The 22,055-nt window shown below is 74.8% G+C and carries 22 protein-coding genes; 15 read left to right on the top strand and 7 right to left on the bottom strand.

Features of this window, described 5'->3' with window-relative positions; translation table 11 throughout:
* Positions 1-9 precede the first annotated feature (9 nt).
* From argJ to argH, 7 genes are read left to right on the top strand one after another with little or no spacing between them, the layout of a single operon-like run.
* Positions 10-1,182: a bifunctional glutamate N-acetyltransferase/amino-acid acetyltransferase ArgJ gene (gene argJ, locus ACLQ22_RS27055; protein WP_425694789.1), complete on the top strand. Its 1,173-nt coding sequence runs from the start codon at positions 10-12 to the stop codon at positions 1,180-1,182.
* Complete coding sequence (argB, locus tag ACLQ22_RS27050; RefSeq protein WP_425694788.1) at positions 1,179-2,192, top strand: acetylglutamate kinase; 1,014 nt, start codon at positions 1,179-1,181, stop codon at positions 2,190-2,192. Before argJ ends, argB begins: the two co-directional genes overlap by 4 nt.
* Positions 2,189-3,619 carry an acetylornithine transaminase gene (locus ACLQ22_RS27045; RefSeq protein ID WP_425694787.1) on the top strand — a complete coding sequence of 477 codons (1,431 nt, stop codon included), beginning with the start codon at positions 2,189-2,191 and terminating at the stop codon, positions 3,617-3,619. Before argB ends, ACLQ22_RS27045 begins: the two co-directional genes overlap by 4 nt.
* Positions 3,616-4,593 carry an ornithine carbamoyltransferase gene (argF, locus tag ACLQ22_RS27040; protein ID WP_425694786.1) on the top strand — a complete coding sequence of 326 codons (978 nt, stop codon included), beginning with the start codon at positions 3,616-3,618 and terminating at the stop codon, positions 4,591-4,593. Before ACLQ22_RS27045 ends, argF begins: the two co-directional genes overlap by 4 nt.
* Complete coding sequence (locus tag ACLQ22_RS27035) at positions 4,590-5,105, top strand: arginine repressor (RefSeq protein ID WP_425694785.1); 516 nt, start codon at positions 4,590-4,592, stop codon at positions 5,103-5,105. The genes argF and ACLQ22_RS27035 overlap by 4 nt, the downstream gene beginning before the upstream one ends.
* Positions 5,102-6,307: an argininosuccinate synthase gene (locus tag ACLQ22_RS27030; protein ID WP_121395172.1), complete on the top strand. Its 1,206-nt coding sequence runs from the start codon at positions 5,102-5,104 to the stop codon at positions 6,305-6,307. Before ACLQ22_RS27035 ends, ACLQ22_RS27030 begins: the two co-directional genes overlap by 4 nt.
* Positions 6,308-6,321: 14 nt before the next feature.
* Positions 6,322-7,785, top strand: coding sequence for an argininosuccinate lyase (gene argH, locus ACLQ22_RS27025; RefSeq protein WP_121395170.1), 1,464 nt, complete (start codon positions 6,322-6,324; stop codon positions 7,783-7,785).
* A 40-nt stretch (positions 7,786-7,825) separates the two neighbouring features.
* Here the strand turns inward: argH and ACLQ22_RS27020 are convergent, their stop codons facing one another.
* Positions 7,826-8,182, bottom strand: a complete 357-nt coding sequence (locus ACLQ22_RS27020) for an MmcQ/YjbR family DNA-binding protein (protein WP_121398845.1) — start codon at positions 8,180-8,182, stop codon at positions 7,826-7,828.
* A 50-nt stretch (positions 8,183-8,232) separates the two neighbouring features.
* The gene (locus ACLQ22_RS27015; RefSeq protein ID WP_425694784.1) at positions 8,233-8,649 is read right to left on the bottom strand and encodes a DNA-binding protein; all 417 of its coding nucleotides are present in this window, start codon (positions 8,647-8,649) and stop codon (positions 8,233-8,235) included.
* Positions 8,650-8,750: 101 nt separating this feature from the next.
* Between ACLQ22_RS27015 and ACLQ22_RS27010 the strand changes: the two genes are divergently transcribed.
* The 3 genes from ACLQ22_RS27010 to ACLQ22_RS27000 all read left to right on the top strand — a co-directional run bounded on the left by ACLQ22_RS27010 (position 8,751) and on the right by ACLQ22_RS27000 (position 11,274).
* Positions 8,751-9,380: a DNA-3-methyladenine glycosylase gene (locus ACLQ22_RS27010; RefSeq protein WP_425694863.1), complete on the top strand. Its 630-nt coding sequence runs from the start codon at positions 8,751-8,753 to the stop codon at positions 9,378-9,380.
* Positions 9,381-9,544: 164 nt separating this feature from the next.
* On the top strand, positions 9,545-10,654 hold the full coding sequence (locus tag ACLQ22_RS27005; RefSeq protein WP_425694783.1) for an LLM class flavin-dependent oxidoreductase: 1,110 nt from the start codon (positions 9,545-9,547) through the stop codon (positions 10,652-10,654).
* Positions 10,651-11,274: an FMN reductase gene (locus ACLQ22_RS27000; protein WP_425694782.1), complete on the top strand. Its 624-nt coding sequence runs from the start codon at positions 10,651-10,653 to the stop codon at positions 11,272-11,274. Before ACLQ22_RS27005 ends, ACLQ22_RS27000 begins: the two co-directional genes overlap by 4 nt.
* A 111-nt stretch (positions 11,275-11,385) precedes the next feature.
* Here ACLQ22_RS27000 and ACLQ22_RS26995 read toward each other — a convergent pair whose 3' ends face one another.
* From ACLQ22_RS26995 to ACLQ22_RS26985, 3 genes are all read right to left on the bottom strand, one after another.
* Positions 11,386-12,267 carry a universal stress protein gene (locus ACLQ22_RS26995; RefSeq protein WP_425694781.1) on the bottom strand — a complete coding sequence of 294 codons (882 nt, stop codon included), beginning with the start codon at positions 12,265-12,267 and terminating at the stop codon, positions 11,386-11,388.
* 127 nt (positions 12,268-12,394) lie between these two features.
* Positions 12,395-13,291 carry a universal stress protein gene (locus tag ACLQ22_RS26990; RefSeq protein WP_425694780.1) on the bottom strand — a complete coding sequence of 299 codons (897 nt, stop codon included), beginning with the start codon at positions 13,289-13,291 and terminating at the stop codon, positions 12,395-12,397.
* 49 nt (positions 13,292-13,340) lie between these two features.
* Positions 13,341-16,145, bottom strand: coding sequence for a cation-translocating P-type ATPase (locus ACLQ22_RS26985; protein WP_425694779.1), 2,805 nt, complete (start codon positions 16,143-16,145; stop codon positions 13,341-13,343).
* Between the two features lie 208 nt (positions 16,146-16,353).
* Here ACLQ22_RS26985 and ACLQ22_RS26980 point away from each other — a divergent pair, with 208 nt between their 5' ends.
* Entirely contained in the window at positions 16,354-16,830 is a 477-nt protein-coding gene (locus tag ACLQ22_RS26980; protein ID WP_121395156.1) for a cyclic nucleotide-binding domain-containing protein, read from the top strand.
* Positions 16,831-16,864: 34 nt separating this feature from the next.
* On the opposite strand, the gene ACLQ22_RS26975 is transcribed toward ACLQ22_RS26980, so the two are convergent.
* Positions 16,865-17,119, bottom strand: coding sequence for a hypothetical protein (locus ACLQ22_RS26975; RefSeq protein ID WP_425694778.1), 255 nt, complete (start codon positions 17,117-17,119; stop codon positions 16,865-16,867).
* Positions 17,120-17,215: 96 nt separating this feature from the next.
* Between ACLQ22_RS26975 and ACLQ22_RS26970 the strand changes: the two genes are divergently transcribed.
* The 3 genes from ACLQ22_RS26970 (at position 17,216) to ACLQ22_RS26960 (ending at position 19,846) form a co-directional block, all read left to right on the top strand.
* Positions 17,216-17,698, top strand: a complete 483-nt coding sequence (locus ACLQ22_RS26970) for a GNAT family N-acetyltransferase (protein ID WP_121395152.1) — start codon at positions 17,216-17,218, stop codon at positions 17,696-17,698.
* 52 nt (positions 17,699-17,750) lie between these two features.
* The gene (locus ACLQ22_RS26965) at positions 17,751-18,395 is read left to right on the top strand and encodes a hypothetical protein (RefSeq protein WP_121395150.1); all 645 of its coding nucleotides are present in this window, start codon (positions 17,751-17,753) and stop codon (positions 18,393-18,395) included.
* Positions 18,396-18,526: 131 nt separating this feature from the next.
* Positions 18,527-19,846, top strand: a complete 1,320-nt coding sequence (locus ACLQ22_RS26960) for a hemolysin family protein (protein WP_425694777.1) — start codon at positions 18,527-18,529, stop codon at positions 19,844-19,846.
* A 21-nt stretch (positions 19,847-19,867) separates the two neighbouring features.
* On the opposite strand, the gene ACLQ22_RS26955 is transcribed toward ACLQ22_RS26960, so the two are convergent.
* Entirely contained in the window at positions 19,868-20,275 is a 408-nt protein-coding gene (locus tag ACLQ22_RS26955) for a PaaI family thioesterase (RefSeq protein WP_199729486.1), read from the bottom strand.
* An 82-nt stretch (positions 20,276-20,357) separates the two neighbouring features.
* Between ACLQ22_RS26955 and tyrS the strand changes: the two genes are divergently transcribed.
* The gene (gene tyrS, locus ACLQ22_RS26950) at positions 20,358-21,644 is read left to right on the top strand and encodes a tyrosine--tRNA ligase (protein WP_425694776.1); all 1,287 of its coding nucleotides are present in this window, start codon (positions 20,358-20,360) and stop codon (positions 21,642-21,644) included.
* Positions 21,645-22,055 lie beyond the last annotated feature (411 nt).

Here is a 22,055-nt window from a genome sequence, read left to right as displayed (position 1 = left end):
AGTAGCGCCGTGAGTGTCACGACTCCGCGGGGGTTCCGGGCGGCCGGGGTGGCCGCCGGGCTCAAGACCAGCGGCGCGAGCGACGTCGCGCTGGTAGTCAACGACGGCCCGGACGCCGGTGTCGCCGGCGTGTTCACCGCCAACCGGGTCAAGGCCGCGCCGGTGCTCTGGACCCAGCAGGTGGTACGCGGCGGCGTCGCCCGCGCCGTGGTGCTCAACTCCGGCGGCGCCAACGCCTGCACGGGCCCGGCCGGCTTCCAGGACACCCACGCCACGGCCGAGCACACCGCCGCCGCGCTCACCGGGGCCAGTGCCCGGCTGATGCTGGGCGCCGCCGACGTGGCGGTCTGCTCGACGGGGCTGATCGGCGAGCGGCTGCCGATGCAGAAGCTGCTCCCCGGCGTACGCTCGGCGATCCGCCGGCTGTCGCGCGACGGCGGCGCGGCGGCCGCCGAGGCCATCATGACCACGGACACCCGGCCCAAGACCGCGGTGGCCCGGGGCAGCGGCTGGGCCGTCGGCGGCATGGCGAAGGGCGCCGGCATGCTCGCCCCGGCGATGGCCACCATGCTCTGCGTGCTGACCACGGACGCGGTGGCCGGGCCCGAGGCCCTCGACGCCGCCCTGCGGGAGGCGTGCCGGGTCACCTTCGACCGGATCGACTCCGACGGTTGCATGTCGACCAACGACACGGTGCTGCTGCTGGCCAGCGGCGCGAGCGGCATCGCCCCGACCCAGGCCGAGCTGACGGCCGCGGTCACCGCCGCCGCCCACGACCTGGCCCAGCAGCTCATCGCCGACGCCGAGGGCGCCACCAAGCAGATCGCCATCGACGTGGTCGGCGCGGCGAGCGAGGACGACGCGGTCGAGGTGGGGCGGTCGGTGGCCCGCAACAACCTGGTCAAGACCGCGCTGTTCGGCAACGACCCGAACTGGGGACGGATCCTCGCCGCCGTCGGCACCACCGCCGCCGCGTTCGAGCCCGACGCGGTCGACGTCGCCGTCAACGGCGTCTGGGTGTGCCGCTCCGGCGCCGCCGCCGAGGACCGGTCGAAGGTCGACCTGACCGGCCGGGACGTCACCATCCGGATCGACCTGCACGCCGGTGCCGCCGAGGCCACGATCTGGACCAACGACCTGTCCCACGCGTACGTGCACGAGAACTCGGCCTACTCGACATGAACCTCTCCACCGACCTCACCCGCGCCCAGGTCAAGGCGGCCACGCTGATCGAGGCGCTGCCCTGGCTGGCCCGCTTCTCCGGCTCGACCGTCGTGGTCAAGTACGGCGGCAACGCCATGGTCGACCCCGAGCTCCAGCGCGCCTTCGCCGCCGACATGGTCTTCCTGCGCTACGCCGGTCTCCGGCCGGTCGTGGTGCACGGGGGCGGCCCGCAGATCTCCGCCATGCTCGGCCGGCTGGGCATCGCCAGCGAGTTCCGGGGCGGCCTGCGGGTCACCACGCCGGAGGCGATGGACGTGGTCCGGATGGTCCTGGTCGGCCAGGTCGGCCGGGAACTGGTCGGCCTGATCAACGCCCACGGCCCGTTCGCGGTGGGCCTCTCCGGTGAGGACGCCGGGCTGTTCACCGCCGTGCGGCGGCCCGCGTACGTGGACGGGGAACCGGTCGACGTCGGGCAGGTCGGCGACGTGGAGTCGGTCGACGTCTCGGCGGTCACCGACCTGATCGGGGCCGGCCGCATCCCGGTGATCTCCACCGTGGCGCCCGACGCCGACGGGGTGCTGCACAACCTGAACGCCGACACCGCCGCCGCCGCGCTGGCCGTCGCCCTCGACGCCCGCAAGCTGGTCGTCCTCACCGACGTGCCGGGTCTCTACGCCGACTGGCCCGACACCGACAGCCTGATCAGCGAGATCACCGTCGACGAGTTGGCGGCGCTGCTGCCGTCGCTGTCCAGCGGCATGGTTCCCAAGATGGAGGCGTGCCTGCGGGCGGTGCGGCAGGGCGTGCCGGCCGCGCACGTCGTCGACGGCCGGGTCGCCCACTCCACGCTGCTGGAGGTCTTCACCTCGGAAGGATTCGGAACCATGGTCGTGAGCGCGAGGAGTGCGGGAGCGGAGCGACCAAGCCCCGCAGTCGCGAACGAAGAGGGTGTCGTGAGCGCGAGGAGTGCGGGAGCGGAGCGACCAAGCCCCGCAGTCGCGAACGAGGAAGGTTCTGTGCAGTCATGAGCACGCTCGTCGAGCGCTGGGCACAGTCCATGATGGACAACTACGGCACGCCACCGCTCGCCCTCGTCGCCGGCTCCGGCGCCGTCGTGGTCGACGACGCCGGCCGGGAGTACGTCGACCTCGTCGGCGGCATCGCGGTCAACGCCCTCGGCCACGCCCACCCGGCCGTGGTGGCCGCCGTGTCGAAGCAGGTCGCCACCCTGGGGCACGTCTCCAACCTCTACGTCGCCGAGCCGCCGGTGGCCCTCGCCGAGCTGCTGCTGGCCCTGGCCGGGCGGCCGGGGCGGGTCTTCTTCGCCAACTCGGGCGCGGAGGCCAACGAGGCGGCGTTCAAGCTCTCCCGGCTCACCGGCCGCTCGCACGTGGTCGCCACCCGGGGCGGCTTCCACGGCCGGACGATGGGCGCGCTCGCCCTCACCGGCCAGCCGGCCAAGGCCGACCCGTTCCGCCCGCTGCCCGGCGAGGTGACCCACGTCGACTACGGCGACGTGGCGGCCCTGGAGGCGGCGGTCACCGACGCCACCGCGATGGTGATCCTTGAGCCGGTGCAGGGGGAGAACGGCGTGGTGGTCCCGCCGGCCGGCTACCTGGCCGCCGCGCGCCGGATCACCGCCCGGCACGGCGCGCTGCTGGTGCTCGACGAGGTGCAGACCGGTGTCGGGCGTACCGGGCACTGGTTCGCGCACCAGGCCGAGGGGATCGAGCCCGACGTGGTGACCCTGGCCAAAGGGCTCGGCGGCGGGCTGCCCATCGGCGCCTGCCTGGCCTTCGGCCGCGCCGCCGAGCTGCTCGCCCCTGGTTCGCACGGCACCACCTTCGGCGGCAACCCGGTGAGTTGCGCCGCCGCCCTCGCGGTGGTGTCGACCATCGCCAGCGAGGGGCTGCTCGACCACGTCAAGCGGGTCGGCGAGCGGCTGCGCCGGGGGATCGAGGCGCTGGGCCACCCGCTGGTCGACGGCGTACGCGGCGCGGGCCTGCTGCTCGGTGTGGTGCTGTCCGCGCCCGTCGCGAAGGTGCTCGCCGAGGCGCTGCGGGAGGCCGGCTTCCTGGTCAACCCCGTGCAGCCCGGCGTGGTACGGCTCGCCCCGCCGCTGATCCTCACCGCCGCCCAGGCCGACGACTTCCTGGCCGCCCTCCCCGCCGCCCTCGACGCGGCCTCCCCGGCCGCCGCCGGCTCCGTCCCGACCACCGCCACCCGCGCCCCCGGTTCCGGTTCCGGCTCCGGCTCCGCGCCGGATCTTGGTAGGAAATGGCCCCTGGAGGGGCCGGAATCTACCAAGATCTCGACGCCGCCTACCGCGTCCACGCCGTCCCACGCGCCCACGCCGCCCACCGCGCCTACGCCCACCGCGTCCACGCCGCCCACCGGGCCTACGCCCGCCGCGCCCGCCGTGGCGATGCCGAGCACGACGGAGGCGGGGGCGTGATCCGGCACTTCCTGCGGGACGACGACCTGAGCCCCGCCGAGCAGTCGGCCGTGCTCGACCTCGCGGCGCGGATGAAGGCCGACCGGTTCGGTCACCGGCCGCTGGCCGGGCCCCGGTCGGTGGCGGTGCTGTTCGACAAGCAGAGCCTGCGTACGCGGTTCTCGTTCGACGTCGGCATCGCCGAGCTGGGTGGGCACCCCCTCGTGGTGGACACCCAGGTCACCCACTTCGGGCGGGGCGAGACCCTGGCCGACGCCGGCCGGGTGCTGTCCCGCTACGTCGCGGCGATCGTGCTGCGTACCCACGGCGACGACCGGATCGCCGAGGTGGCCGACGGCGCCAGCGTGCCGGTGGTCAACGCGCTCACCGACGGCTTCCATCCCTGCCAGCTCCTGGCCGACCTGCTCACCGTCCGCGAGCACTGCGGCGGCACCGCCGGGCGGACGCTGGCCTACGTCGGCGACGCGGCGAACAACCTCGCCCACTCGTACCTGCTCGCCGGGGCGACCGCCGGCATGCACGTCCGGGTCGCCGGGCCGACCGGCTTCGGCCCCGACCCGGAGGTGGTCGCCCGGGCCGCGAAGATCGCCGCCGGCACCGGGGGTTCGGTGCGGGCGCTGACCGACCCGGTCGCGGCGGTGGCCGGCGCCGACGTGGTCGCCACGGACACCTGGACCTCGATGGGGCAGGAGGACGACGGGCTGGACCGGATCACCCCGTTCCTGCCGTACCAGGTCAACGCCGCGCTGCTCGCCCACGCCGCGGCCGACGCCGTCGTGCTGCACTGCCTGCCCGCGCACCGGGGCGAGGAGATCACCGACGAGGTGCTCGACGGCCCGCGCAGCGTCGTGTTCGACCAGGCGGAGAATCGGCTGCACGCCCAGAAGGCGCTGCTGACGTTCCTCCTCGGGGCCGCGCCCGCCGCCCCGGACGCGGCGGCGCCGGGCCTCGCCGCGACCAGGGAGACACCATGACCGCCCCGCTGACCCGCGCCGCCCGGCACGCCCGCATCGTCGAGCTGATCCGCGCCAAGGCGATCCACTCGCAGACCGAGCTGGCCGACCTGCTCTCCGGCGACGGGATCCAGGTCACCCAGGCCACCCTCTCCCGGGACCTGAAGGAACTGGGCGCGGTCACCGCGCGCGGCGGCGACGGGCGGGCCGTCTACCACATCCCCGAGGACGGCCACCGGCCGCTGCGCGACGCCGAGGCGGCGCCGGCCCGGCTGGTCCGGCTGCTGCGCGAGCTGCTCAACGGGGTCGACGCCAGCGGCAACATCGCCGTACTGCGCACCCCGCCGGGCGCAGCCCAATACCTGGCCAGCGCGTTGGACCGGGCGGGCCTGCCCGAGATCGTCGGCACCATCGCCGGCGACGACACCATCCTCGTCGTGGCCCGCGAGGCCGTCGGCGGGGCCGCGCTCGGCGACAAGCTCGCCGGCTGGGCCCGCCGCGAAGAGAACGTCGAAGGGAACCCCACGCCATGACCGAGCGGGTCGTACTCGCCTACTCCGGAGGGCTCGACACCTCCGTCGCCATCCCGTACCTGGCCGACCGGACCGGCGCCGAGGTGATCGCGGTGGCGGTCGACGTCGGGCAGGGCGGCGAGGACCTCGACGCGATCCGCCAGCGCGCCCTCGACTGCGGCGCCGTGGAGTCCGAGGTGGTCGACGCGCGCGACGAGTTCGCCGCCGAGTACTGCCTGCCGGCCGTGCGCGCCAACGCGCTCTACATGGACCGCTACCCGCTGGTGTCCGCGCTGTCCCGGCCGCTGATCGTCAAGCACCTGGTGGCCGCGGCCCGCCGGCACGGCGGCACCATCGTGTCGCACGGCTGCACCGGCAAGGGCAACGACCAGGTCCGCTTCGAGGTCGGCCTCGGCGCGCTCGCCCCCGACCTCAAGATCGTCGCGCCGGCCCGGGACTACGCCTGGACCCGGGACAAGGCGATCGCCTTCGCCGAGGAGAAGGGGCTGCCGATCGACGTGTCGGCGAAGTCCCCGTACTCCATCGACCAGAACCTGTGGGGCCGCGCCGTCGAGACGGGCTTCCTGGAGGACATCTGGAACGGCCCGGTCGAGGACCTCTACTCGTACACCTCCGACCCGACGCAGGAGCGCGACGCCGACGAGGTCGTGATCACCTTCGACGCCGGCGTCCCGGTGGCGATCGACGGCGAGACCGTCACCCCGTACCAGGCGATCCTGGAACTCAACCGGCGCGCCGGCGCCCAGGGCGTCGGCCGGCTCGACATGGTCGAGGACCGCCTCGTCGGCATCAAGAGCCGCGAGGTGTACGAGGCGCCCGGCGCGATCGCGCTGATCACCGCCCACCAGGAGCTGGAGGCGGTGACCGTGGAGCGGGACCTGGCCCGGTTCAAGCGCGGCGTCGACCAGCGCTGGGGCGAGCTGGTCTACGACGGCCTCTGGTTCTCGCCGCTGAAGCGCTCGCTGGACGCGTTCATCGACGACGCGCAGCGGCACGTCACCGGCGAGGTGCGGCTGACCCTGCACGGCGGCCGGGCCACCGTCACCGGACGCCGCTCCGAGGCCAGCCTGTACGACTTCGGCATGGCCACCTACGACACGGGGGACACCTTCGACCAGTCCCTGGCGAAGGGCTTCGTGCAGCTCTGGGGCCTGCCCAGCAAGATGGCCGCCGCGCGGGACGCCCGGCTGGGAGGCTGCTGACCATGGGCACCACAATGGGCGGCGTGGACGACAAGAGCCTGACCGAGAACAGTGCCGCCACCAACCGCACGAGCCTCTGGGGCGGCCGCTTCGCCGGTGGCCCCGCCGAGGCCCTGGCCCGACTGTCGGTGAGCGTGCAGTTCGACTGGCGGCTGGCCCCGTACGACATCGCGGCGTCCCGGGCGCACGCCCGGGTGCTCGCGGGGGCCGGCCTGCTCGACCCGGAGGAACTGGGCCGGATCCTCGCCGCCCTCGACGACCTGGAGGCCGCCTGCGCCTCCGGGCAGTTCCGTCCCACGGTCGACGACGAGGACGTGCACACCGCCCTGGAGCGCGGCCTGCTGGAGCGGCTCGGCAGCCTCGGTGGCAAGCTGCGCGCCGGCCGGTCCCGCAACGACCAGGTCGCCACCGACCTGCGGCTCTACCTGCGCGACCACGCCCGGGGCGTGGCCGGTCGGCTGGTCGAGCTGGCCGAGGCCCTGGTCGAGCAGGCCGAGCGGCACGTGGAGACCGCCGCGCCCGGCATGACGCACCTGCAGCACGCCCAGCCGGTCACGTTCGGGCACTGGCTGCTGGCCCACGTGCAGCCGCTGCTGCGCGACCTGGAGCGGCTGAGCGACTGGGACCACCGCACGGCGATCAGTCCGCTCGGCGCGGGCGCGCTCGCCGGCTCCGGCCTGCCGCTGGACCCGGTGGCCGTCTCCAAGGAGCTGGGCTTCCGCACGTCCTTCGCCAACTCGATGGACGCGGTCGCCGACCGGGACTTCGTCGCCGAGTTCCTGTTCGTCACCGCGATGATCGGGGTGCACCTGTCCCGCCTCGGCGAGGAGGTGGTGCTCTGGACCTCGCAGGAGTTCGGCTGGGTGGAGCTGGACGACGCGTTCGCCACCGGTTCGTCGATCATGCCGCAGAAGAAGAACGCGGACATCGCCGAGCTGGCCCGGGGCAAGTCCGGCCGGCTCGTCGGCGGGCTGATGAGCGTGCTCACCATGCTCAAGGGCCTGCCGATGAGCTACGACCGGGACATGCAGGAGGACAAGGAGCCGGCCTTCGACGCGGTCGACACCCTGGAGCTGCTGCTGCCGGCGCTCGCCGGGATGATCTCCACGATGACCGTACGCGCCGACCGCCTCGTCGCCGCCGCGCCGGTCGGTTTCTCCCTCGCCACCGAGGTCGCCGACTGGCTGGTGCGCCGCAACGTGCCGTTCCGCGACGCGCACGAGATCACCGGGAAGCTGGTGGCGCTCTGCGTGGCCCGCGACTGCGCCCTCGACGAGGTCAGCGACGACGACCTCGCGGCGGTCAGCGAGCACCTCGACCCGTCGGTGCGCGACGTGCTCTCGGTCCGCTCGGCGCTCGCCGCCCGGATCACGCCCGGCTCGACCGGTCCCGGGCCGGTCGCCGACCAGCTCGCCACCGCCGCCGACAAGCTCGCCGGCTGGCGGGAGTGGGCCGCCGAGCGGGTCGTGCCCCGCTGAGTCGCGGACCCCGCGCGGCGCCGCCGGCGTCGCGCGGGGTTCAGCCCGCCGGGCGCTCCCGCTTGGGCAGCTTCGCCACCACCGCGTCGTACGACCCGTCGACCGCCTCGATCAGCTCCTCCTCGTCGATCCCGCCGGCCAGGCGCAGCGTGTTCCAGCCGGCCCGCCCGATGTACGGCGACGGCCGCGCGTCGCCCGGGTGCCGGTGCAGCCACTCGTCGGCCACCTCCCGGCTCGGGCCGCACTTCACCCCGACGGTCGGCTCGTCGCCGCCGGCGGAGCCGAGGAAGGCGAAGATCCGGCTGCCGACCTTCACCACCTCGTCGCCCTCCCACGGCTGGTCCAGCCAGGCCCCCGGCTTCCCCAGGCAGTACGCCAGCATCTCCTCGCGCGTCATCGCGTCCTCCTCGACACCGATCCCGCGCCCAGTCTCGTCCATTCGCGGCGTCATTCGGTGGTGGCGGTGCGGGCGGAGAGCCGTTCGAAGCGCTGCTTGGCGGCCTGCGCGCTGCCCAGCCCGAGCCCGTACGCGATCTGCTGCCAGGTCAGTCCGCGGCTGCGGGCCAGCGTGAACAGCCCCGCCTCCATCGCGTCGATCTCGGCGCGCAGGTGTGGCACGAGGGTGAGCGCCGCGCCGAGGTCCGCGTCGTCGACCGGCTCCTCGTCGGGCTCCACCTCGGCTCCGCCGGCGGCCAGGGCGGTGACCAGCGCGACCGCCTCGTAGGCGTCCGGCATGTAGGGGTTGGTGTGCCGGCGGCGGCGCGCCTCGGTGCCGGCGTGCCGCTCGGTGATCCGGTGCAGCGCGGCGTAGGTGCGGTGTGCCCGGGACGCGCCGGCGTCGGGGGCGGTGAAGGAGTCGGTCATGCCCGCACTCCACCACATCAACGGTTCATTGTCAACGAATTGTTGAAGAGTTGGTCGCCGGCCGGCGACCTGGCGGGCCGGCGGATAGGGTCGTTGCCGTGGTGGCGTACTCCGACCGCCGCCCCGCCGACCTGGCGGGGCTGGCCGACCTGCTCGCCGGCCCGGTGGTGCCGGCCGCCCGGGGCCTGCTCGGCTGCCGGCTCACCGCCGGCGACGTCACCGTCCGGATCACCGAGGTCGAGGCGTACGCCGGGACGGCCGGCGACCCCGCGTCGCACGCGCACCGGGGCCGCACCCCGCGCAACGCCGTCATGTTCGGGCCGGCGGGGCACGCCTACGTCTACTTCACCTACGGCATGCACTGGTGCATGAACGTCGTCACCGGGCCCGACGGGGAGGCCTCGGCGGTGCTGCTGCGCGCCGGCGAGGTGGTCGACGGCGTCGAGGCGGCCCGGGCCAGGCGCCCCGCCGTACGCCGGGACGTCGATCTCGCGCGCGGGCCCGCCCGGCTCTGCGCGGCGCTGGGCATCGACCGCAGCGCCTACGGCCGCTGGCTGCTCGGCGACGGCCCCGTCCGCCTGCGCCCGGCCGACGCCCCGGTGCCCGCGGACGCGGTCGCCGCCGGGCCCCGGGTGGGCGTGACCGGGGCGCACGACGTGCCGTGGCGGTTCTGGATCGCCGGCGACCCGACCGTGAGCGCCTACCGCCGGCACGTGCCGCGTAGCCGCTGACCTGCCCGGGGGCGCCCGCCGCGCGATCGACGCGGACGCGTGACGGGCGTGACGGCGCCCACCGGCGGCGCCTCCGGCGACGGAATAGTTGACTCGTCAAATATGTTGTGCGGTGCGTCCGGGAGCCGCAGCGGCCCCGGCCGGGACAACGCGAGGAGCTGGTCATGCAGTTCGGAGTCTTCACCGTCGGCGACGTCACGGCCGACCCGACCACCGGTCGCGAGCCGACCGAGCATGAGCGGATCAAGGCGATGGTCACCATCGCGCTCAAGGCCGAGGAGGTCGGCCTGGACGTCTTCGCCACCGGCGAGCACCACAACCCGCCGTTCGTGCCGTCGTCGCCGACCACCATGCTGGGCTTCATCGCGGCCCGCACCGAGCGCCTGCTGCTCTCCACCTCCACCACGCTGATCACCACCAACGACCCGGTGAAGATCGCCGAGGACTACGCGATGCTCCAGCACCTCGCCGACGGCCGGGTGGACCTGATGATGGGACGCGGCAACACCGGGCCGGTCTACCCGTGGTTCGGCCAGGACATCCGCAACGGCATCCCCCTCGCCATCGAGAACTACGACCTGCTGCACCGGCTCTGGCGCGAGGACGTGGTCGACTGGAAGGGCCGCTTCCGCACGCCCCTGCAGTCGTTCACGTCGACGCCGCGCCCGCTCGACGGCGTGCCGCCGTTCGTCTGGCACGGCTCGATCCGCAGCCCCGAGATCGCCGAGCAGGCCGCCTACTACGGCGACGGCTTCTTCGCCAACCACATCTTCTGGCCCAAGGAGCACACGCAGCGGATGGTCGGGCTCTACCGGCAGCGCTTCGAGCACTACGGGCACGGCTCCGCCGACCAGGCCATCGTAGGCCTCGGCGGGCAGGTGTTCATGCGGCGCAACTCGCAGGACGCGGTGCGGGAGTTCCGGCCCTACTTCGACAACGCCCCGGTCTACGGGCACGGCCCGTCGCTGGAGGAGTTCACCGCGCAGACCCCGCTGACCGTGGGCAGCCCGCAGCAGGTCATCGACCGCACGCTGGGCTTCCGCGACTACGTCGGCGACTACCAGCGCCAGCTGTTCCTCATGGACCACGCCGGCCTGCCCCTGAAGACCGTGCTGGAGCAGCTCGACCTGCTCGGCGAGGAGGTCGTACCCGTGCTGCGCAAGGAGTTCGAGTCGCTGCGCCCGGCGCACGTGCCCGCCGCACCCACCCACGCGTCCCTGCGCGACGCCGCCCGGGACGGTGCCGACCGGGCCGGGGCGGAGGCCGGCCGATGACCCGCCGCACCCTCGCCGTGGTGTCGGCCGGGCTGGGGCGGCCCTCCTCGACCCGGCTGCTGGCCGACCAGCTCGCCGCGGCCACCCGCGACGAGCTGGCCCGGCGCGGCGACGACGTCGACGTTCGCCCCGTCGAGCTGCGCGAGCACGCCCACGACATCGTCAACCACCTGCTGACCGGCTTCCCGTCGCCCGCGCTGCGGGAGGTGCTCGACACGGTCACCGGCGCGGACGGGCTGATCGCCGTCACGCCGATCTTCCACGCCTCGTACAACGGGCTGTTCAAGTCGTTCTTCGACCTGGTCGGATCCGGCGCGCTCGCGGACCGGCCGGTGCTGGCCGGCGCCACCGGCGGAACGGCCCGGCACTCGCTGGCGCTGGAGCACGCCGTCCGGCCGATGTTCGCCCACCTGCGGTCGGTCGTGGTCCCCACCGCGGTCTTCGCCGCCCCGGAGGACTGGTCCGCCGGCGCCGCCGACGGTGCGCTGCGGGCGCGGATCGTCCGCGCCGGCAGCGAGCTGGCCGAGCAGGTCCACCGGCGACCGCCGTCCACCGGCCCCGCCGACCCCTTCGCGCTCACCACCAGCTTCGACGAGCTCCTCGGGGGTCGGGACCACTGACCCAACGGCGAGACCCTGTCCCCGCCTCGCCGGGAGCGGTGTGCCAGACGGGGGCATCCTCACCGCCGCCGACCCGCCGACCCCGCCCGGGGGCCGGCGGGTCGGGGCACGTCAGCGCGCGTGACCGTACGGGCGGGCCACCAGCACCGGGCAGTGCGCGTGCTGCACGAGGGCCTGGCTGACCGAGCCGAGCAGCAGCCCGGCGAACCCGCCCCGGCCCCGGGAGCCGACCACCACCAGCGCCGCGTCCCCGCTGGCCTCGACGAGCGCCTGCTCGGCCTTCGGTGCCCGGAGCAGCCGCCCCTCGACGGCCAGCCCCGGGTGGCTGCCCCGGACGGCCGCCGCGGCGGTGGCCAGCAGCTCGGCGGAGCCCGCGTGCGCGGCGGCCTGCGTCTCCGTCACCTCGTCCGCCGTCGGACGGTCCCCGTCCGGCGGCTGGACGTGCACCAGCACCAGCCCGTCGCCACGGCGGGCCGCCTCGTCGGCCGCGTACCCGACCGCCAGCTCGGCGGGCTCCGACCCGTCGACCCCGACCAGCACCGGCCCGGCGACCGGGATCGGCTCCTCGGCGGGGCGCACCACCAGCACCGGGCAGTGCGCGTGGGCGGCCACCTGCGTGCCGACCGAGCCGAGCAGCAGCCCGGCAAAGCCGCCCAGCCCCCGGCTGCCCACCACCACCAGCTCGGCCCGCCGGGACTCCTCGACCAGCGTCGCACCCGGCCCGCCCGCCACCTGGCGCACCTCGACGGTCAGCCCCGGGCAGCGCCCGGCGAGGTCGGCGGCCGTGCGTTCCAACATCTTCTGCGCCTCCTCGGTCGGCGCCGGCAACCCCACGTCGTACGGGTTGAGCGGCACGCCGTAACCGAGCGGGTGCAGGTAGCCGTGCACCAGGTGCAGGGGGCGGGACCGCAGCACGGCGGCCCGCGCGGCGTGCTCCGCCGCCAGCAGGCTCGCCGGCGATCCGTCCACACCCACCACCACGGGTCGGTTCATCAGCCCTCCCAGAGATCGATCAGGCCATTGTCGACGCGGCACCGCCGACCCGCCGGCATTTGCGTCGACGCCGTCGCGCCGGCCGGGGGAGCGGCCGATGCGACGGCGTCGCGGTGCGGTGACCGGGTCAGGACGCGTCGGCCCCCTTCGGGTGCCGCACGATCACCAGCGGGCAGTGCGCGTGGTGCAGCACCGCGTGGCTGACCGAGCCGAGCAGCAGCCCGCCCAGCGCGCCCCGGCCGCGCGCCCCCACGACCACCAGCTGGGCCTTCTTCGACTCCTCGACCAGCACGCCGCCCGGGGAGCCCCGGACCAGCCGGTGCTGCGCCGGCACGTCGGGGTAGCGCTCAGCGAAGCCGGCGACGGCCTCCGCGAGGGCGCGCTCCTCGTCCGCGGCGAAGGCGTCCAGGTCGTACACCAGCGGCAGGACGTCGCCCGGGCCGACCGGGGTGGGGTAGAGCCAGGCCTGCACCGCGACCAGCGGGGCACCCCGGCGGCTCGCCTCCTCGAAGGCGAACGCGACGGCCTCGAGCGAACACTCGGAGCCGTCGACGCCCACCACGACCGGGCCGTCGGCGCGCTGCTCGCCGCGCACCACGAGGACGGGGACCTGCGCGTGGGCGGAGACCTGCACGGTGACGGAGCCGAGCAGCAGCCCGGCGAAACCGCCGAGGCCCCGATGGCCCAGCACCAGCAGGGCGGCGTCCCGGGACTCCCCGAGCAGGACGGGGGTCGCCGCGCCGTCGACCACCACGCCGGTCACCGGCACGTCCGGGGCGGTCTTGTCGGCCTCGGCAATCGCCTCGGCGACGTACCGCTCGGCCTGGTTGCGCAGGCCGGCACCGGCCGGCGCGCCCTCGGCGGCACCGAGCGGGGCGCGCGTCAGGGGCCAGATGAAGGCATGCACGACCCGCAGCGGGCGCTGTCGCTGCGCCGCCTCCCGCGCCGCCACCCGGACCGCGTCGAGTGCGGCGGCCGAGCCGTCCACACCCACCACGACGGGGGCACCGGTGTTGATGGTCATCGACTCCTCCTTCGTCCACCTTCAGCCTGCTCCATCCGCACGCTACCGGTCAGAGGCGGTCGTCCCGACCAGCGGGACCTTGGTCCCGAATCGCAGACCGACGGTCACCGACCGGGCCGTCCGCCCCAGGTGCGCCCCGCCCGCTCCGACCGACCCCGGCCGCAGCGTCCGGCACCGGCAGGGCGGCGTCCGCCGCGGTGCCGTCCGGCGGGGCCGCGTCCCGGGGCACAGCGTCCCCCACGGTGGTGTCCGCCGGGGCAACATCCCCCGGAGCGCCGCCGCCCGGCCGGCGGGCCAGTCGCAGCACCAGCCCGGGCAGCACGCTGACGGCGGCGCAGGCCAGCAGCTCCGCCACGCCGAGCGGCTGCGTGCCGAGCAGCTCCCGCAGCGGGGGCAGCAGCACCCCGGCGACCTGGAGCAGCGCGGAGACCGCCACCGCGACCGGCAGCGCCCGGTTGCCGTGCCGGGCACCGCGCAGTCGCGGCGCGCGGACCGCGAGCGCCACCCCGAGCTGGGCCAGGCCGAGCACCACGAAGACCACCGACTGCCAGGGCCGGTCCCATTGCGCGGCCAGCACGCCGGCACCGAGCACCACGGCGGCGATCAGCCCGCCGGTGACCAGCACGTCCCGGCCCAGGCCGGCCCCGAGCACCGACTCCGACGGGGAGCGGGGCGCCCGGCGCAGCGTGCCCGGCTCCGCCGGCTCCGCGCCCAGCGCCACCCCCGGCACGCCGTGGGTGAGCAGGTTCACCCAGAGGATCTGCGCCGGCAGCAGCGGTACGGCCAGCCCGAACAACGGACCGAGCAGCATCACGGCGATCTCGGCGACCCCGCCCGAGAGCGCGTACCGCAGGAACCGCCGGATGTTGTCGTAGATGCGGCGGCCCTCGCCGATCGCGGCGGCCACCGTGGAGAGGTCGTCGTCGACGAGCACCAGGTCGGCCGCCTGCCGGGCGACCTCCGTGCCGCCGCCCATCGCCACTCCGATGTCGGCGCGGCGCAGCGCCGGGGCGTCGTTCACCCCGTCGCCGGTCATCGCCACCACGTGCCCCCGCGACTGCAACCCGGCGATGATGTCGAGCTTCTGTTCCGGCTGGGTACGCGCGAACACCCGCGCCTGCGGGTGCGCCCGCGCCGGGTCGCCGTCGTCCCCGCGTACCACCGGGTCGCCCTCACGCCAGAGCCCCAGCTGGCCGCCGATCGCCGCGGCGGTCGCCGGGTGGTCGCCGGTGATCAGCACCAGCCGGACCCCGGCGTCGTCGAAGCTGCCCGCGATGTCGGCCGCGCCCGCGCGCAGCGGGTCGCCGACGGCGACCAGCCCCACGGGCCGCAACCCGACCGGCCGGGCGGGATCGGCCGGCGGGACGTCCACCACGGCGGACGCGATGGCCAGCACCCGCAGCCCCTCGGCGGCCAGCCGGTGCGCGGCGGCGGTCAGCTCCCCGATCTCCTCGGCGGAGGCGTCGACCAGCGGCGCGGCCAGCACGTTCTCGGGCGCGCCCTTGCACACCACCAGGTACCGGCGGTCGCAGGAGCGGTGCACGGTGGTCATCCGGCGCAGCTCCTGGTCGAAGGGGTGCTCCGCGACCCGCGGCCACGCCGCGCGGGTGCGCTCCGGGTCGAGACCGCACCGGGCAGCGAAGGCGACCAGCGCCGCCTCCAACGGGTCGCCGACGGCGGCCCACTCCGGCCGTTCGTCGGTGGGCGGGGCCAGGGTCGCGTCGTTGCAGAGCAGCCCGGCGCGCGCCAGGCGGCGCAGGTCGTCCGGTACGGCCACCGGCTCGCCCCGCCGGTGCACCGCGCCGTGCGGCGCGTAACCGCTGCCGGTGACGCCGTAGCGGGAACCGTCGCCGGTGACGGCGTGCTGCACCGCCATCCGGCCCTCGGTGAGGGTGCCCGTCTTGTCCGAGGCGATGACGGTGACGGAGCCGAGCGTCTCGACCGCGTGCAGCCGGCGCGGGATGGCCCGCGCCCCGGCCATCCGGCGGGCGCCGAGGGCGAGGGCGAGGGTGACGACCGCCGGCAGCGACTCGGGCACCGCCGCCACCACGAGGCTCACCGCGGTGACCGCCATGTCGACCACCGGCCGCCCGCCGACGACGCCGATGACGAAGACCAGCCCCGAGAGCACCACCGCGGCGAAGCCGAGCATCCGACCGAGCCCGGCGAGGCGGCGCTGCAACGGGGTGGCGGTGGGCCGGGTGGACGCCACCAGGGCGGTGATCCGGCCGAGCGCGCTCGCGGCGCCCGTCCGTACCACCGTGCCGGTGGCCCGCCCGGTGGTGACCACGGTCCCCGCGCTGGCCTCCCCGCCCACCGCCCGGGTCACCGGCACCGACTCCCCGGTCAGCGCCGACTCGTCGACGCTCAGTCGGGCCGCCTCGGCGAGCAGCAGGTCGGCCGGGACCACGTCGCCGGCCTCGACCCGCACCAGGTCGCCACGGACGAGATCGGCAGCGGGCAGGACGACGTCCCGGCCGTCCCGGACGACCCGGGCGGTGGGCGCGGCGAGCTGGTCCAACGCGGCGATCGCCCGGTCGGCGCGGACCTCCTGCACGACGCCGATGGCGGTGTTCACCAGCACCACCAGCACGATCACCGCGGTGTCCGGGTAGTCGCGTAGCACGGCGGTGACCACGGCGGCGGCCAGCAGCAACGCCACCAGCGGGTCGCTGAGCTGGTGCAGGACGCGGCCGCCCAGGTGGCGGCGGGCCGGCGCGACCGCCGCGTTCGGCCCGTCCGCGCGCAGTCGGGCGGCGGCCTCCGCCGAGCTGAGCCCGGCCGCCGGCCTGGTCGAGGTGTCAGCGGGCACCGGTACGCCCCCGCGGCCGCCGTTCTCCGGACCGTCCCACATCACCCTCCGCCCTGCCGGCGCCGTCGCGGCGCACCGTCCCGATCCCACCCTCGTCCCGACGGGCGGCACCGGCCAGAGGAGTTCCGCCCGCGCGACCCGGGACCAACGGCCCTGCCGCCCACGGCCGGCGTGCGGTGCGATGGGAGCCGGCACGACCCGTCGCAGGTATCCGGCCACCGCCGGCCCGGTTCGACGAGAGGGGCACCGCATGACCACCCTGGACGTACTGCGCGCGCATCCGTTCCTCGCCGGGCTGCCCGAGCCGTGGCTGCCCCGGCTCGCCGGGCACGCCCGGCCGGTGGTCTGGCACCCCGGGCACCGGCTGTTCCGGGCCGACGGGCCGGCGGAGCGCTTCTGGCTGGTCCGCACCGGCCGGGTCGCGCTCGACTTCGCGGTGCCCGGCCGGGGCGACGTGGAGATCGAGACGATCGGCGCGGGCGGGGTGCTGGGCTGGTCGTGGCTGTTCCCGCCGTACCGCTGGCAGTTCGGGGCGGTGGCCGCGCAGCGCAGCACGGCGGTGGAGTTCACCGCCGAGGGGGTGCGCCGGCTGATGGAGTCCGACGACGCGCTCGGCCGGCAGTTGACCACCCGCTTCATGAGCGTCGTGGTGGACCGGCTGCACGCGGCCCGGGGCCGGCTGCTCGACCTCTACGGCTACCCGGTGGGCGCCCCGCCCGCCGGCTGATCCGTCCGGCCCGCGCCGCTGTGGACGCTGTCCGTCATCCGTCGCCGACCGGCCGGCCGCGCACCACCAGCTCATCGACCTCCAGCCTGCCGATGCGCAGCTCGCGGATTACCGCCCGGCGGATCGCCAGTCGCCCGATCGCGAGCGCGCCGACGGCGGCGGCACCGCAGGCCAGCGCCCCCACGGCCAGCGCCCCGACCGACGCCGCCCCCGCCGCCCGCGCGCCCGCCGCCGCCGCGCCGGTGGCGCTCGTCCCGACCACCCGCGCGCTCCGTGCCGTTCGTCCCATCCCGCCATTGTCGGCGCACCGCCGGCGGCGTGCGACCGGATCATGCGCACCCGACCCGCGATCCGATTGTCGGTGGTGGGTCCTATCCTCGGGCCCGTGACCGCCGAGCTGCACCTGCGTCCCGTGCGCGACGACGACCTGCCCCTCTTCTTCGCCCACGAGCAGGACGCGGAGGCCAACTGGATGGCCGCGTTCGGGCCGGAGGACCCGGCCGACCGGGAGCGGTTCGACGCCCACTGGCGGCGCGTGCGCGCCGACGAGCGGATCGTCCCCCGCACGGTGGTCGTCGACGGCGAGGTCGTCGGCCACGTCGTGGCCTTCCCCGTCGGCGAGCAGACCGAGGTCAGCTACTGGATCGACCCGCGACGCTGGGGCCGGGGGCACGCCACGGCGGCGCTCGCCGCGCTGCTGCGCGAGCTGCCCCAGCGGCCCGTGCACGCCCGCGCCGCCAAGGACAACCGCGCCTCGCTCGCCGTGCTGCGCAAGTGCGGCTTCGTCGTCACCGGCGAGGACAAGGGGTACGCCAACGGCCGGGGCACCGAGGTGGAGGAATGGGTGCTGGAGCTCGCCGGCGACTGACCCGCCGCCGCCCGCCGGGTCACCGCGTCCGCGCGAGCACTACTCTCGCGGGGTGAACTGGCTGGAACTGATCGGCTGGACCGGCTCCGCGCTGCTGGTCTGGTCGCTGCTGCAGACGCGCATCCTCCGGCTGCGTGCCCTGAACCTGGTCGGCTGCCTGATCCTGATCGGTTACAACGCCGCCGTGCAGGTCTGGCCCATGGTCGGGCTGAACGTCGTGCTCGCGGTGATCAACGTCTGGTACCTGCGGACCATGCTCGCCACCCGCCACGACGAGGCCACCTACCAGGTGGTCGAGGTCGGGGTCGACGACCAGTTCCTGGCCCACACGCTGAGTGTGCACGCCGCCGACATCGCCCGGTTCAACCCCGGCTTCCGCTGGCCCCCCGGCACCGCCGCCGAGCGTTCGGCGTTCCTGGTCGTACGCGCCGACGAGGTGGTCGGCGTGGTGCTGTCGCACGCCGAGGCCGACGGCGTGGCGCAGGTCGACCTCGACTACGTGACCCGACGGTTCCGGGACTTCACCCCCGGCGAGTTCGTCTACCGGCGCAGCAGCCTCTTCACCGACCGCGGCTTCCACCGGGTGATCACCCCGCCCGGCATGGTCGCCCCGTACTACCACCGGCTCGGCTTCCGCCCCGAGGGCCGCTCGTACGTCCTCGACCTGCCCGCCCCGCCGGTCGCCCGACGGGCCTGATCACATCGGGCACCGGATGAGGATTCGCCGGTCGGCCCGGTGGGCACAGACTGGCCTACGCCGGCCGTGACCATCGGCCGGCGGTGCCCGTCGTGCCGGCGGGCACCTTTCCCGCGTGAGGAGAGCCGGGCGTGCAGAGCATCTGGACCCAACTGGCCCTGGTCGGTGTCCTGGTCATCCTCAACGCGGTCTTCGCCGGCAGCGAGATGGCACTGGTCTCGCTGCGGGACAGCCAGATCCAGCGGCTGGAACGCACCAGCCGGGCCGGCCGGGTGCTGGCCCGCCTCGCCAAGGACCCGAACCGCTTCCTGGCCACCATCCAGATCGGGATCACCCTCGCCGGCTTCCTGGCGTCAGCCGCGGCGGCGGTGTCGCTGGCCAAGCCCCTCGTGCCGCTCCTCAGCGCGCTCGGCGGCGCCGCCGAGACCGTCGCGATCGTGGTGGTCACCCTCGCGTTGACCTTCGTCACCCTGGTCTTCGGCGAGCTGGCCCCGAAGCGGATCGCCATGCAGGCCGCGGAGCGGTGGGCGCTGCTGGTCGCCCGCCCGCTCGACCTGCTGGCCTCCGTGACCCGGCCGGCCGTCTGGGCCCTCGGCGCCACCAGCGACCTGGTGGTACGCCTGGTCGGGCTCAACCCGAAGCACGAGCCCGACGAGATCGGCCCCGACGAGCTGCGGGACATCGTCGCCGGCAACCACGGCTTCACCAAGGAGCAGCGGACCATCATCGCCGGCGCCGTCGAGATCGCCGACCGGCAGCTGCGGGCGGTGCTCGTACCCCGGTTGCAGGTCTTCACGCTCGACAGCGGCACCACGGCGGAGGCCGCGCGGCTGCTGCTGGCCGCCACCGGCCACTCCCGGGCGCCGGTGGTCCGGCACGGCGGCCTCGACGACGCGGTCGGCGTGATCCACCTGCGTGACCTCGTCGGCGTCCCCGAAGACCGGCCGGTCGACGAGTGCGCCCGCCCGCCGATGCTGCTGCCGGACTCCCTGCCGGTGGTGGACGCGCTGCGGCAGTTCAAGGCCGAACGCCAGCACATCGCCCTGGTGGTGGACGAGCGGGGCGCCGTCGACGGCATCGTCACCCTGGAGGACATCCTCGAGGAGATCGTCGGGGAGATCTACGACGAGACCGACCGGGACGTGCGCTCCGTGCGCACCGAGCCCGACGGCACCCTGCTGCTCCCCGGCACCTTCCCCGTGCACGACCTCATCGATCTGGGCGTCGAGCTGCCCGGCCGCCCCGGCGGCGACTACACCACCATCGCGGGTCTCGTGCTCGCCTGCCTCGGCCACATCCCCACCGTGGCGGGGGAGAGCGTCGTCGTGGACGGATGGGAGCTGGAGGTGACCCGCATCGACCACCGCGCCATCGCCGGGGTCCGACTGCGCCGGCAGGCCGAGCCGACGTCCGACGAGGCCGAGGTTGTGCTGGACGAGGCCCGAAGCTGACCGGTCAGGCCGGCTGACCGGTCAGGCCGGGTAGAGGTTCTGCAGCCGGACCTGGCCGCGGGCCACGAGCCGGGCGTCGGCGTCGGTGATCTCCACCTGCCAGAGCTGCTGGCTGCGCCCCCGGTGCACGGGCGTGCCCACGGCGGTCAGCTCGCCGTCGCGGACGGCGCGCAGGAAGTCGGTCTGGTTCGACACGCCGACGACGCGTCCGCGCTCGCCCAGCCACAGCGACCCGCCGATGCTGGCGGCCGTCTCGACCACCGAGCAGTACACGCCGCCGTGCTGGATGCCGAACGGTTGGTGCAGCTCCGGGCGGACCTGCCAACGGATCACCACCCGGTCGCCGTCGACCTCGTCGAGCTTGAGGCCGAGCAGGGCGACGAAGCCGCCCGTCAGATCCGGCATGTCCACGGCGTTCCCTCCCTCGATCACGGCGCCGCCAGCCTACGCCGACGTCCGCCGGGCAAACCCGGTACGTTCCGCCCCCGGTCATGGGGGACAATCGGTGACCGTGACCGACAGCATCCCCCCGCCGCCGGGGCGGGACTCCCTGACCGACGACCTGCGGTGGCGGGGCCTGATCCAGGACTCCACCGGCCTCGACGAGCTGCGTGCGTTGCTCGACGGCGGCTCCGCCGCCTACTACGTGGGCTTCGACCCGACCGCGCCGAGCCTGCACGTCGGCCATCTCATGCAGGTCGCCACGGCACGTCGGCTCCAGCTCGCCGGGCACCGGCCGCTGCTGCTCGTCGGCGGCGCCACCGGCCAGATCGGCGACCCGAAGGAGAGCGCCGAGCGGAGCCTCAACCCGCCCGAGGTGGTCGCCGGCTGGGTGGCCCGGATCCGCGACCAGCTCGCCCCCTTCGTCTCGTACGAGGGGGAGAACGCGGCGCACCTGGTCAACAACCTGGACTGGACCGGCGAGATGTCGGTGGTCGAGTTCCTCCGCGACGTCGGCAAGCACTTCCCGGTCAACAAGATGCTGGCCCGGGAGGTGGTGAGGGCGCGGCTGGAGAGCGGCATCAGCTTCACCGAGTTCAGCTACCAGCTGCTCCAGGCGAACGACTTCTTCGAGCTGCACCGCCGGCACGGCTGCCAGCTCCAGTTCGGCGGCTCGGACCAGTGGGGCAACATCACCGCCGGCGTCGACTACATCCGCCGGCGCGGCGCCGGGCCGGTGCAGGCGTTCACCACGCCGCTGGTGACGAAGTCCGACGGCACGAAGTTCGGCAAGACCGAGGGCGGCGCGATCTGGCTCGACCCCGAGATGACCAGCCCTTACGCGTTCTACCAGTTCTGGGTCAACGTCGACGACCGGGACGTGAGTCGCTACCTGCGGTACTTCAGCTTCCGCTTCCGGGAGGAGCTGGAGGCGCTGGAGAAGGAGACCGCCGAGCGGCCGGCGGCCCGGGCGGCGCAGCGGGCGCTGGCCGAGGAGCTGACCACGCTGGTGCACGGCGAGCGGGAGATGGCGCAGGTGGTGGCCGCGAGCCAGGCGCTCTTCGGCCGCGGCTCGCTGGACGAGCTGGCACCGGCGACGCTGCGGGCCGCGCTGGCCGAGGCCGGCCTGGTCCACGTCGACGAGCTGCCCGACGTCGCCGGGTTGCTGCGCGACTCCGGGCTGGTCCCCAGCCTCAAGGAGGCGCGCCGGGTGATCGCCGAGGGCGGCGCCTACGTGAACAACAGCCGGGTGACCGAGACCGACGCCACTGTGGACCCCGGCGACCTGCTGCACGGCCGGTACCTGGTGCTGCGCCGCGGCAAGCGGTCGTTCGCCGGGGTCGAGCTGCGCGGTTAGCCGTACGTCGCCCGACGTGACGCGGGACGCCCCCGGCGGATTTGACGATCGATCCGCCGGGGGCGTAACTTTCTCTCTGCCAGCGCGGAACGGACGAACCGGGGCGAAGCCACCGGAGGCCGGGCGCGGGAATGAGCTTCGGGTCCGGTGTGTTGCACTCACCGGTGCCCGGACCGGGCGGTGCCCCGGATCCGCCGCGAGGCGGATTTGGCGAGGCGGAACCGACCGGGTATGGTTCATCGCCGGTAGGGAACCGGGCGAGCTCGTGGGAGACCGCGGCGGCCGGCCTGCCGGAAGTCACGATCGACAACGGCGGAAGCCGATGTCGTGTGGCGCCCGGAAATGGGATTGAAGTGGTGCGGATCGCTACGAAGCGGTTTGACACGGCGGAAACCACCGGGTAACGTAGTA

Source organism: Micromonospora sp. DT178, from assembly GCF_049841695.1.
Classification (GTDB): domain Bacteria; phylum Actinomycetota; class Actinomycetes; order Mycobacteriales; family Micromonosporaceae; genus Micromonospora.
The sequence above is the reverse complement of the archived record's forward strand: the minus strand, read 5'-3'. Positions and strand labels throughout refer to the sequence as shown.

Excerpts from the sequence above, each read along its gene's own strand:
- argB (WP_425694788.1), top strand. The coding sequence starts at position 1,179 with ATGAACCTCTCCACCGACCTCACCCGCGCCCAGGTCAAGGCGGCCACG.
- ACLQ22_RS27045 (WP_425694787.1), top strand. The coding sequence starts at position 2,189 with ATGAGCACGCTCGTCGAGCGCTGGGCACAGTCCATGATGGACAACTAC.
- ACLQ22_RS27035 (WP_425694785.1), top strand. The coding sequence starts at position 4,590 with ATGACCGCCCCGCTGACCCGCGCCGCCCGGCACGCCCGCATCGTCGAG.
- ACLQ22_RS27030 (WP_121395172.1), top strand. The coding sequence starts at position 5,102 with ATGACCGAGCGGGTCGTACTCGCCTACTCCGGAGGGCTCGACACCTCC.
- argH (WP_121395170.1), top strand. The coding sequence starts at position 6,322 with ATGGGCGGCGTGGACGACAAGAGCCTGACCGAGAACAGTGCCGCCACC.
- ACLQ22_RS27020 (WP_121398845.1), bottom strand. The coding sequence starts at position 8,182 with ATGACGCGCGAGGAGATGCTGGCGTACTGCCTGGGGAAGCCGGGGGCC.
- ACLQ22_RS27015 (WP_425694784.1), bottom strand. The coding sequence starts at position 8,649 with ATGACCGACTCCTTCACCGCCCCCGACGCCGGCGCGTCCCGGGCACAC.
- ACLQ22_RS27005 (WP_425694783.1), top strand. The coding sequence starts at position 9,545 with ATGCAGTTCGGAGTCTTCACCGTCGGCGACGTCACGGCCGACCCGACC.
- ACLQ22_RS27000 (WP_425694782.1), top strand. The coding sequence starts at position 10,651 with ATGACCCGCCGCACCCTCGCCGTGGTGTCGGCCGGGCTGGGGCGGCCC.
- ACLQ22_RS26995 (WP_425694781.1), bottom strand. The coding sequence starts at position 12,267 with ATGAACCGACCCGTGGTGGTGGGTGTGGACGGATCGCCGGCGAGCCTG.
- ACLQ22_RS26990 (WP_425694780.1), bottom strand. The coding sequence starts at position 13,291 with ATGACCATCAACACCGGTGCCCCCGTCGTGGTGGGTGTGGACGGCTCG.
- ACLQ22_RS26985 (WP_425694779.1), bottom strand. The coding sequence starts at position 16,145 with ATGTGGGACGGTCCGGAGAACGGCGGCCGCGGGGGCGTACCGGTGCCC.
- ACLQ22_RS26980 (WP_121395156.1), top strand. The coding sequence starts at position 16,354 with ATGACCACCCTGGACGTACTGCGCGCGCATCCGTTCCTCGCCGGGCTG.
- ACLQ22_RS26975 (WP_425694778.1), bottom strand. The coding sequence starts at position 17,119 with ATGGGACGAACGGCACGGAGCGCGCGGGTGGTCGGGACGAGCGCCACC.